This is a genomic window from Streptomyces cupreus, from assembly GCF_014257025.1.
Taxonomy (GTDB): Bacteria; Actinomycetota; Actinomycetes; order Streptomycetales; family Streptomycetaceae; genus Streptomyces; species Streptomyces cupreus.
The window spans coordinates 18,945-28,495 of sequence record NZ_JACMSF010000081.1 but is presented as its reverse complement, the minus strand read 5'-3'; the positions used below and the strand labels follow the sequence as shown (position 1 = coordinate 28,495).

General features: G+C 69.1%; 9 protein-coding genes and 2 pseudogenes. 6 read left to right on the top strand and 5 right to left on the bottom strand.

Annotated features, from left to right (window positions below):
• The coding region (locus H4N64_RS44615; RefSeq protein WP_222109952.1) for a hypothetical protein at window positions 1-264 on the bottom strand (264 nt) is incomplete at its 3' end.
• A gap of 402 nt (window positions 265-666) precedes the next feature.
• On the opposite strand from H4N64_RS44615, the gene H4N64_RS39840 reads away from it, so the two are divergent.
• From H4N64_RS39840 to H4N64_RS39830, 3 genes are all read left to right on the top strand, one after another.
• The gene (locus H4N64_RS39840) at window positions 667-1,089 is read left to right on the top strand and encodes a hypothetical protein (RefSeq protein WP_260860254.1); all 423 of its coding nucleotides are present in this window, start codon (window positions 667-669) and stop codon (window positions 1,087-1,089) included.
• Between the two features lie 147 nt (window positions 1,090-1,236).
• On the top strand, window positions 1,237-2,379 hold the full coding sequence (locus H4N64_RS39835; protein WP_186287505.1) for a PLP-dependent cysteine synthase family protein: 1,143 nt from the start codon (window positions 1,237-1,239) through the stop codon (window positions 2,377-2,379).
• Window positions 2,376-3,671, top strand: coding sequence for an MFS transporter (locus tag H4N64_RS39830; RefSeq protein ID WP_186287504.1), 1,296 nt, complete (start codon window positions 2,376-2,378; stop codon window positions 3,669-3,671). The genes H4N64_RS39835 and H4N64_RS39830 overlap by 4 nt, the downstream gene beginning before the upstream one ends.
• A 402-nt stretch (window positions 3,672-4,073) precedes the next feature.
• On the opposite strand, the gene H4N64_RS39825 is transcribed toward H4N64_RS39830, so the two are convergent.
• Entirely contained in the window at window positions 4,074-5,054 is a 981-nt protein-coding gene (locus H4N64_RS39825; protein ID WP_186287503.1) for a threonine ammonia-lyase, read from the bottom strand.
• Window positions 5,055-5,787: 733 nt separating this feature from the next.
• Between H4N64_RS39825 and H4N64_RS39820 the strand changes: the two genes are divergently transcribed.
• From H4N64_RS39820 to H4N64_RS39810, 3 genes are read left to right on the top strand one after another with little or no spacing between them, the layout of a single operon-like run.
• Window positions 5,788-6,402, top strand: coding sequence for a DUF1326 domain-containing protein (locus tag H4N64_RS39820; protein ID WP_186287502.1), 615 nt, complete (start codon window positions 5,788-5,790; stop codon window positions 6,400-6,402).
• The gene (locus H4N64_RS39815) at window positions 6,399-7,094 is read left to right on the top strand and encodes a DUF2182 domain-containing protein (protein WP_186287501.1); all 696 of its coding nucleotides are present in this window, start codon (window positions 6,399-6,401) and stop codon (window positions 7,092-7,094) included. Before H4N64_RS39820 ends, H4N64_RS39815 begins: the two co-directional genes overlap by 4 nt.
• Before the next feature lie 43 nt (window positions 7,095-7,137).
• Window positions 7,138-7,350, top strand: a complete 213-nt coding sequence (locus H4N64_RS39810) for a hypothetical protein (protein ID WP_260860253.1) — start codon at window positions 7,138-7,140, stop codon at window positions 7,348-7,350.
• On the opposite strand, the pseudogene H4N64_RS39805 reads toward H4N64_RS39810, so the two are convergent.
• The 3 genes and pseudogenes from H4N64_RS39805 to H4N64_RS39795 form a co-directional block, all read right to left on the bottom strand.
• Window positions 7,340-7,525: pseudogene (locus H4N64_RS39805) on the bottom strand (transposase); the annotation flags it as partial. The gene H4N64_RS39810 and the pseudogene H4N64_RS39805 sit on opposite strands and share 11 nt — an antisense overlap.
• Window positions 7,522-7,808: pseudogene (locus H4N64_RS39800) on the bottom strand (transposase family protein); the annotation flags it as partial. The pseudogenes H4N64_RS39800 and H4N64_RS39805, both read right to left, overlap by 4 nt.
• 191 nt (window positions 7,809-7,999) lie before the next feature.
• On the bottom strand, window positions 8,000-9,547 hold the full coding sequence (locus tag H4N64_RS39795; protein WP_186287500.1) for an oxidoreductase: 1,548 nt from the start codon (window positions 9,545-9,547) through the stop codon (window positions 8,000-8,002).
• Window positions 9,548-9,551 lie beyond the last annotated feature (4 nt).

Here is a 9,551-nt window from a genome sequence, read left to right as displayed (position 1 = left end):
GATCACGGCATGGTTACGGCTTGGTCGCCCTTGTGCATGCTCGGGACCCGCTCTGGTGCGGGCCCCTTGTTGCGCGTACTGGCCCTGGCCGTGCTCCTGTTCGGGATCCTCGTGACCCACGGCGTGCATGTCGAGAGTGTCAGAGGACACCTCTCCACCAGTGCAATGGCCCCTGCGGCTTTCTCGGGTGACGACGCTCGCCATCCAGCCGTCGGTCCTGCGCCGCTGTTCGCCGCGGAACCGGACGATCACCACGGCGGTCATGAGTCGTCCCATCCTGGCGAGCAGTGCGCATCCGGGCAGCCCCAACAGGGCTCCGGGCTGGCATCACCCTGCTTTGCAGCATCAGTTCGCGAATCAACCAGTGCCGACGACGCTTCAATCGGACGAGCGCCTACCGCTGGTAAGCCCATGGCCGCTGCCTCACCCGCGGCGCTCAGAGCAGCCTCCGTGGTGCAACAGGTCTAGAAGTACGGAGTCCTCCAACCAGCCCTGCCGGTAAGTCACCGGTTCGGCTGAAATCGCGCGACGAGCGTCGTGTCCTCTGCTCATGACGGGCCTTCACGTTCGTCGATGCCGTCCTGACCCCACCATGCCTGCGCCTCACTCCGTCCTCGTCGGAGACGGTGGCAGCAGCGCGGAGGACCTGTGTCGACACATTTCCGTATGCTCACGCACGCCCCATGGGCCCCATGCGGCTCACCGCGCCGGCGCCGGCTCGTCTCGGTGATCCGCGGCACCCTGCTGATGGCGCTCATGCTGTGCGCCACCATTCATGGCCTGCCTGAGGAGACGCACGGGCCGGTGTCCGTCCCTGTCGCTTCTGCGGCGATGGTCGCGGGCGGGGAGCATCACGAGCGCCACGCTCCTCACGCTCCTCACCGGGCCGAGGACTGTGTGGCGGACATGATCGTCCGTACGGGGGCGCCGTCGGTGGAGGACCTTCCCCTCGGCGCGATGGCCGTGGTCGTACTCATCGCCGTGTCAGTGGTGACGGAAAGACCCCTCGTACGGCATGGATTCCGCAGACGTCGTAGCGCACGCACCGGACGCGTGGCGCTCGCCCGTACCTCGCGCTGGCGGATCTAGACCACTCGCTCGCAGCCGACCGACCTCGTCGGCTGCCGCGTGCCCATGCCCTGAACGCGGACCCATGGTCCGCCCTTACGCCATGGGACGCGAGATGAACCCGCGCGCATTCATCCGCATTCATCGAGCGAGAGTGAACACACAGACATGCAGTCATTGACCAAGGCCGCGGTCAACGCGGGCCATTCCGCCCTGTCCGGGCTGGTGGGAAACACCCCGCTGCTGCGGGTGTCGGAGCCGCTGGCACCGGCCGGGCGCGGCTTCTGGGCGAAGCTTGAGGGGTTCAACCCCGGCGGTATCAAGGACCGTCCGGGCCTGCACATGGTCGAGCGGGCCCGGGCCCGTGGCGACCTGCGGCCCGGCGGACGGATCATCGAATCCACCAGCGGCACCCTGGGCCTGGGGCTGGCACTGGCCGGGATGGTGTACGGCCACCCGGTCACCCTGGTCACCGATCCGGGGCTGGAGTTGTCCATGACCCGGCTGCTGACGGCGTACGGCGCCCAGGTCAACGTCGTCTCGGAGCCTCATCCCACGGGCGGCTGGCAGCAGGCCCGCCGCGAGCGCGTTCAGCGCCTGTTGGAGCAGGACCCGGACTCGTGGTGCCCGGACCAGTACAACAACCCCGACAACGTCGTCGCCTACACCCCGCTGGCTCTTGAACTCGCCTCAGAGATGGGCCACATCGACGTGCTGGTGTGCAGCGTCGGCACCGGCGGCCACTCCGCGGGTGTCTCCCGGGTGCTGAGTCAGCTCTACCCAGAACTGACCGTCGTCGGCGTGGACACCCCCGGCTCGACGATCTTCGGCCAGCCCGCCCGGCCCCGACTGATGCGCGGGCTCGGCTCCAGCATCTATCCCCGTAATGTCGCCTACGAGCAGTTCTCCGAGGTCCACTGGGTCGCCCCGCAGGAAGCGGTGTGGACATGCCGCCAACTGGCCGCCTCCCACTACGCCACCGGCGGGTGGAGTGTCGGCGCGGTCGCCCTGGTGGCCGGCTGGCTGGCCCGGACGATGCCCGCGGACGCACGGATCGTCGCCGTCTTCCCCGACGGCCCGCAGCGTTACCTGGGGACGGTCTACGACGACGACTACTGCGCCGCCCACGGCCTGCTCGACTCCCCACCGGCGCCCGACCCGGAGCTGATCGGCCGCCTGGACGAGAAGGAGGTCACCCGCTGGACCCGGTGCACCACCGTGGTCGATCCCCTCTCCCTTCAAGGCGCGGAACAGAACGGCGCCAAGGACGTTCCCGGCCTCGACTCCGGCTCCCCCGAGGAGACCCGGTGAAGGGGCTGCTCACCCAGGTCCGGTCGTACGAACGCAGCGTCCAGCTGTTGATGGTCAACCAGTTCACCATCAACCTCGGCTTCTACATGCTGATGCCGTACCTGGCCGCCCACCTCTCCGGCACCCTCGGGCTGGCCGGCTGGATCGTCGGACTCGTCCTCGGTGTACGGAACTTCAGCCAGCAGGGCATGTTCCTGGTCGGCGGCACGCTCGCCGACCGGATCGGCTACAAGCCGATGATCGTCGCCGGGTGTGTGCTGCGCACCCTCGGCTTCGCGACCCTCGGACTGGTTGACTCACTCCCCGCGCTGCTCGCCGCGTCCGCGGCCACCGGGCTGGCCGGGGCGCTGTTCAACCCGGCCGTACGCGCGTACCTCGCGGCCGACGCGGGGGAGCGCCGGGTCGAGGCGTTCGCCTTGTTCAACGTGTTCTACCAGGCGGGCATCCTGCTCGGCCCGTTGGTGGGGATGGTGCTGACCGGGGTGGACTTCCGCGTCACCTGCCTGGTCGCGGCCGGGATCTTCGCCCTGTTGTCCGTGGTCCAGATCCGGGCGCTGCCCGCCCGCGGGGCCGACGACAGCCAGAGCAGGAAGGAGGACCGGGACGGTGTACTGGTCCAGTGGCGGGGCATCCTCGCCAACCGGCCGTTCCTGCTGTTCTCCGTCGCCATGATCGGGTCGTACGTCCTGTCCTTCCAGGTCTATCTGGCGCTGCCGCTGGAGGTGCGCCGGCTCGGCGGCGACGGGGAGTTCGGTACTGCGGTGGCGATGCTCTTCGCCGTCTCCGGGCTGAGCACGATCGTCGGTCAGACGCGAGTGACGGCGTGGTGCAAGGCACGGTACGAACCCGGGCAGGCGCTTGTCCGGGGACTGGCGGCCATGGGCCTGGCCTTCGTCCCCCTGCTGCTGGCCACCGCCGTGCCCGTACCGGAGTCCGGGATCGGGTTGTGGCTGCTCGCGGCAGTGCCACCGGCGCTCGCCGCGCTGCTGCTGGCCATCGGCACGATGATCGCCTACCCCTTCGAGATGGACACCATCGTCCGGCTCTCCGGCGACCGCCTCGTCGCCACTCACTACGGGCTGTACAACACCATCTGCGGCATCGGCATCACCGTCGGGAACCTGGGCACCGGCGCCGCGCTCGACGCCTCCCGAGCGGCCGGCATGCCCGCCCTGCCCTGGATCACGCTGTCCGCGCTCGGCCTGGCGTGCGCGGCCGCCCTCTACGGCCTGCACCGTACTGGCCGACTGACCGCGCCACCCGCCTCCGAGCCGCTTCCCGCCACCGTCTGACCCACCGGTCCTCCGGCCCGAGGGCGGGGCACCGCACGGCGCCCCGCCCTCGCTGAGCCCTGCCCTCTTCCGGGAGCCCTCGATGCCCGCCCCTGTCGTGCCCTTTCCCCAACCGACCCCGCTGCGGCTGCGGCCCCCGTCTCGCCGCCGAGGTACGCGACCTGCTGCGCGGCGACGTCGTGACAAGTGCCCGCGACGCGGCGGAGGAACTGACCGCATCGTCCTTCTTCTCCTCGCACCACGCGCGGACGGCAGCGCCTGCCTCGTGGGCTCACGAGGCGTGGTTCTGGATCACTACTTTCCGCGCTGAAGCCACGCAGGGTCACCACAACCGCGATCATGAACGGGCCTTGCGCTGCGAGGACGGCCCGCTCGCGGAGAAGTCGAAGTGGGGAGTGGTGGTCAGGAGGTGTGGGTGGGGGCCGTGGCGATCCAGCGGTGATAGTCGTCGATGTTGACGTTGCTGCCGCACACGATGGTGACCACATGTCGTTCGGCGAAGCGGTCGCGGTTTTCGAGGATCGCTGCGATGCCGAGTGCGGCCGAAGGTTCGACGATGAGGCCGGCGTGGTCGTGGAGCTTCCGCATGCCGGCGATGATCGATGTCTCCTGGACGAGGAGGGCGTCGTCAGCGACCAGGAGGAGGTCGTCCAGGACGGCCGGGATGGGATACCGGCCGGCGACGCCGTCGGCGATGGTGCGCGCCGAGTCGGTGGTGACCACGCGCCGCTGGTGCCAGGAGTGGGTCATGGCCGGTGCGCCCAGCGGCTGGACGCAGATCACCTCAGTTTCGGGGGCGAGGTCCTTCATCACGTGGCCCACGCCGGTGGCCAGTGCCCCACCGCCGAGAGCGATCAGGACGGTGTCGAACGGTGTTGTGGAGTCGGCCAGTTCCAGACCGATGGTGGCCGCGCCTTCGCAGGTCTGGATGTCGAGGCTGTCTTCGAGCAGCCGGATGCCGTCGCGGCGCGCGATGGCCGCGGCCCGCTTGCGGGCTGTCTCGTGGTCGCCGTCGACGAGCTCCAGGCGGGCGTCGAGTGCGCGGATGCGGTCGAGTTTGGCGGCGGTCGCGTGACGGGATGCCACGACGGTGACGTCGAGTCCCCGGCGGCGGCCGGACCAGGCGAGGGCTTGGCCGAGGTTGCCCGCGCTGGCGCACACCACGGCTTGGGGGCCGTGGTCGGCGAGCAGGCTCGCGACGATCTCGGTGCCGCGGGCCTTGAAGCTGCGGACCGGGTTCGCCGTTTCGAGCTTGATGCTCACCGCGCATCCGAGGGCGGGTTCCAGCGCCTCGCAGCGGTAGAGCGGGGTGTCGAGAAAGGCAGGGTCGATCACCTGGCGGGCTGCCCGGATCCGGGCAGTGTCGAGGCGCGTCTGTGGCATGACACAGCAGGGTAGGGCCGCTGGCGCTGTTCCATGAGCCATTGGGTGGCAAACCGATTGACGCGTGATCAGGCAGCTTTCGTCTTCATGACGTTCGCCCAGAACGCCGTTCTCGAACCGTGCGGCTGCGCGGACCAGGGGGACCAGGCGGGAGCCGGTGATCGCCCGTCGGCGGCTCGACCCGCTTGAACACCATCGCGAGGGCGGGTGGCTGGGCTGCCGCCGCCACGGGCAGCGCAAGGACCAGCCACACGTCGAGGGCGGCGAACGGGAGCAGTACGGGCGTAATGCAGATGAGTAAGACACCGTTTCTGATGGCCGTATCGCTGCCGAGACGAGTGCTTATGCCTGAACACAGGACATGCGCAACTGCGTCAAGGCGTCCCATGCCGAGTCGGGGTGAACAGGACTGTCGACGTGCTGCGCCCAGGGAAGAACAGCGCATAGTCCGCCTGCAAGGTAGGACAGGTCACCCCATAAATCCTGGCTGTGCGCAGGTGCGAACACCTGGTCGCAACGCGTACAGGCGATTCGTGAGGTGACGAGCGCGTCGGCCTCCGGCTCGGAGATCGAACGGGCCATGAAGATGACGTCGCCGGTGAGCTGCACTGACAGCGGATCTGCGCGATGGGGGTCGTCAGGAATAGCCTGGAGAAGAGCGGCACCGGGTCGGAGCGGACCCTCTCGATGGATCCCCTTGACCCCGGGGGCCGCAAAACAGGGAGGAATAGTCATGCCCTGGAATCTGAACGGCACGTACCTGGAGAGCTGTAACTGTGACGTGGTGTGCCCCTGCACCACCTCGGGCCTCACCGCACCGGCCGACCACGAGCGCTGCCAGTTGACCCTCGCGTTCCACGTGGACAGCGGGAACGTGGACGACGTCGACGTCTCCGACCGCAGCGTGGCCGTCTTCATCGACGGGCCGCGGGTGATGGCCGAGGGCGGCTGGCAGGTGGCGCTGTACGTCGACGCTTCAGCCGACGACGGCCAGGCGGAGGCGCTGGGCAAGGTCTTCTCAGGCCAGGTGGGCGGGCCGATGGCGGGGCTCGCTCCGCTCATCGGCGAGGTCCTCGGCGTGGAGCGCGTCCCCATCGACTACCGCGACGACGGTCGCCACCACGCCGCGCGGGTCGGCGATGCCATCGACATCGAGATCGAGGACCAGGTCGCCCCGCAGTTCGGCCAGGACGGTCCGGTGATGGGCTTGACGGGCATGTTCCACCCGGTGAACAGCACACTGACGATCGCCCGGTCCACCCGGGCGACGGGCGACGGCGTGTACGGCCGGTCCTGGGACTTCACGGGCCGCAACGGACACTCGGCGCCCTTCACGTGGTCCGGATGACCGGTGGGCCGGTTACCGTCCGCATCCGGGTGGCCCCCGCCGGGCTGCTGCTGGTCGTGGCGGCCGCCGCCTGGGTCTGGATGGTGACGCGCTGGGGCGGCATGCCGGCGATGCCCGGCACCATGGGCCTGGGCCTAGCCGCTTTCCTGGCCGTGTGGACGCTGATGATGACTGCGATGATGCTGCCCGCCACGGCACCCGTCGCCGCCTTGTACGCACGCACCATCACCGTGCACCGGGCATCGCGCATGGTCGTTTTCACGGTCGGGGCGGCGCGCCTCCCCCCGGCGGCGGGGACAGCAGTGGCCGCGGCCGTGTTCGCGGTCAGCGGCGTCTACCAGCTCACGCCTCTCAAAGACCGTTGTCTGGCGAAGTGCCGTTCGCCGATCGGCCTGATGCTGCGCTACGCCTCGTACCCGGGGGCCTCGCGCGATCTGCGTGCCGGAGCCCACCACGGGGCCTTCTGCCTGGGCTGCTGCTGGTCGCTGATGGTGCTGCTGGCGGCGTTCGGTGTGATGAACCTGTGGGCCATGGTGGTCCTGGCCGCCGTGATCACCGCCGAGAAACTCGCTCCGGTTGGTCGCCTGGTGGCCCGTGCCGTGGGGATCGCCTCGATCGTCCTGGCCGTCGCCGTCTTCTGGGTCCCGGCGCTGGCTCCGGGTCTCACCGGCGGTGGTATGGCCGGGATGTGAGGACGGGCCGCGCCCGCCGAGAAATCACAAGCCGGGCGGGTACGTGAGGGGTACGTCGCTCGGGGTCATCACCGAGGACCAGGACGAAACCTCGCCCTGGTCGATCGGGCCGTTGATCGACTGTGCGAGTCGTCCGCTCATCTACTTCGGGATGGGCTGGAGCAGGGCCGAGGAAGCGTCGGCCTACGCGGCAGGCGTGGCGGACTCGATGGGGCTGAACTGCTTCGACGTGCAGCAGGACCGGCTCAGGCCCTGAGTGAGGTGACCAATCGGCGATAGCCGATGAGGGCCGCGGAGATGCCGACGAAGGCGAGGAAGTGCTCGGCCTTGGGTTCGTAACGCCGGCGCAGGCGTCGGCAGCCGGCCAGCCAGGACACGGTCCGTTCGACGACCCATCGGTGGCGGCCCAACCGCTGCGAGGACTCGATGCCCGGAGCGTCGCTGTTGCTTGATTGGGGCTGGACCGGGCTCTGCGGAAGATCCGCCAGAACTTCAGGGGGGGCCACACCGCGCTCCACGGGTGCCCTCGCCGCTGAGAGCGCGCGGTTGACCGTGCGCTGGGTCGATGACAAGTCCCCGTCTGGTGGGAGTCTGACGGGTGCGGTCACCCACGGGCCGGCGCCCAGGTAGCCGCGGTTGGCGAGCACCGCAACGCACTGGCGCTCGCAGATTCGGATGATCCGGTGGGGAGCGGGCCGCCGTCAGGTCGTGCGTTCACCGCCGGTATGCGATCGATGGGCTCGCGGTCAGACTGCGGGACCGGCCTGGCGCGGCATCCTCGCAACCGAAGGGGCGCTGGATCGAGGCCCTGACCCACATCGAGGCCCACCGTGGTGTCGGCAGACGGATGCTCGATGGGCGCCAAGTCGCAATAGTCACTGCCCTGGTGTCCGGGGTCAAGATCGTCAGTTGCGTCGGAAGATGACCGCCGCTCCTGCTGCGGAAAGGATCACCCCGGTCGCCCATCCGGCGAGGGACAAGACCACAGCCACCCACTGGGAGAGGCCAGTTGTCCGCCAGGCTGTCTCCTGGCCGAGTGACAGCACGGGCAGGACGAGATCAAGCGTGTAGATCGCCGCATTCCACTGAGGTGCCTCCTCAGGGTTCAGGGCCTGCGGGTGATTGCTGGCGAAGTAGACACTGCTGCATGCCCAGGTGACGGACAGCCACACAGCTACCCGCCCAGGCCGGTATCCGTAGCAGGCCAGCCAGTCCAGGAGGTAATCCCACAGTTTCGGCCCGAGCATCAGTGATTCCCGGTCGCGGCGCCGCTTGGCGAGGAGCACATCGTTGGCGTCGTCGAACGCACCGCCGGCCTGGAGCGCGGAAGCGAGCTGGTCGTACGCTGCACGGTCGAAGCCTTGGGTGTTCTGGCCGCTGGCCACCCAATCCAGGCGCCAGAGCAGCGGGGTGACCTCAAGGGGGTGCAGCTCTTGGTACGTGAAGCCGCGCAGGCTGAGGCGGCCTCGGCCAGGCCAGCTGGATCTCTTGTCGCGCAGGCGTGTGACGGTTGAGTAGCTGAGGTCGACACTCCCATGTCCCGACAGGGCGGGGGCGAGGTAGAGCTCAGCCGCCTGTATGTGCCGGAGGGCCAGCTCGCCCTCCTCCCCGAGGTCGACCCGTGTGCCGATGGTGAGGGTGCCGCCGACTACGGCGTTGTCGAGACGGATACCCCCCGTGATACCTGGGCCAGGTGCCGAGGGGATGGGGGAGCCATCAGGCACCGCCGAGGCCGCGGCATCAGGTGCGGCCGCCGACCCCAGCGAGAACTCCTCTTCCACAGTGAGGCGCGGCGCGTCCAGAGCGTAGGTTCCCCTGCCTTCCAGCGTGCTTTCGGCCAGGCTCGCACTGCCGCCGATCCGCGCTGCGCGCAGTGCGACATCGCCAACGCAGCGGAGTCGCTCTGCGCTCATGTCCTGGGCAACGGCGAGCCCTTCGGCGTCGACGGCCCGACCGGATGCCGAGCACCCCAACGTGCTGTCGTCCAGGGTGAGATCGGTGCCGATCGACGCCTGCTGGAGTACAAGGCCGTGCGATATCTGGCAGCCACGGATGATCAGGTCGCCCTGGACCGTGAGCCGACGGCCGTCCACCAGCGGCAGCCGGCAACCGTCCAGGATCAGTGCGCGTGCTGCGCAGTCAACGAGACTCATCGGCTGGTCGAAGCGGCAGTCCCGGAACTCCACAGGTACAGCGATGGAGGCGTTGGACAGGTTGACATCCCCGCTCACTCGGACCCCGACCATACGAAGTGCTGCGGCCTTCCCAGGCAGGGCGGGCGGCGGAGCCACCAGCAAGGAAGAAATCACAAGCCCCCGCACCTCCTGCCCCTGCCGCTCCTCTCCCGCCACTGCCGTGGGGGTCCGGCCGCCGTATCCACCGTCGAAGGCGGTGCCGCTGCGATATGCCTGGCACAGCATTCGCTCGGCGGGCGACAGCTCAAGCTCCTCCAAGAGC

Excerpts from the sequence above, each read along its gene's own strand:
- H4N64_RS39840 (WP_260860254.1), top strand. The coding sequence starts at position 667 with ATGCTCACGCACGCCCCATGGGCCCCATGCGGCTCACCGCGCCGGCGC.
- H4N64_RS39835 (WP_186287505.1), top strand. The coding sequence starts at position 1,237 with ATGCAGTCATTGACCAAGGCCGCGGTCAACGCGGGCCATTCCGCCCTG.
- H4N64_RS39825 (WP_186287503.1), bottom strand. The coding sequence starts at position 5,054 with ATGCCACAGACGCGCCTCGACACTGCCCGGATCCGGGCAGCCCGCCAG.
- H4N64_RS39820 (WP_186287502.1), top strand. The coding sequence starts at position 5,788 with ATGCCCTGGAATCTGAACGGCACGTACCTGGAGAGCTGTAACTGTGAC.
- H4N64_RS39815 (WP_186287501.1), top strand. The coding sequence starts at position 6,399 with ATGACCGGTGGGCCGGTTACCGTCCGCATCCGGGTGGCCCCCGCCGGG.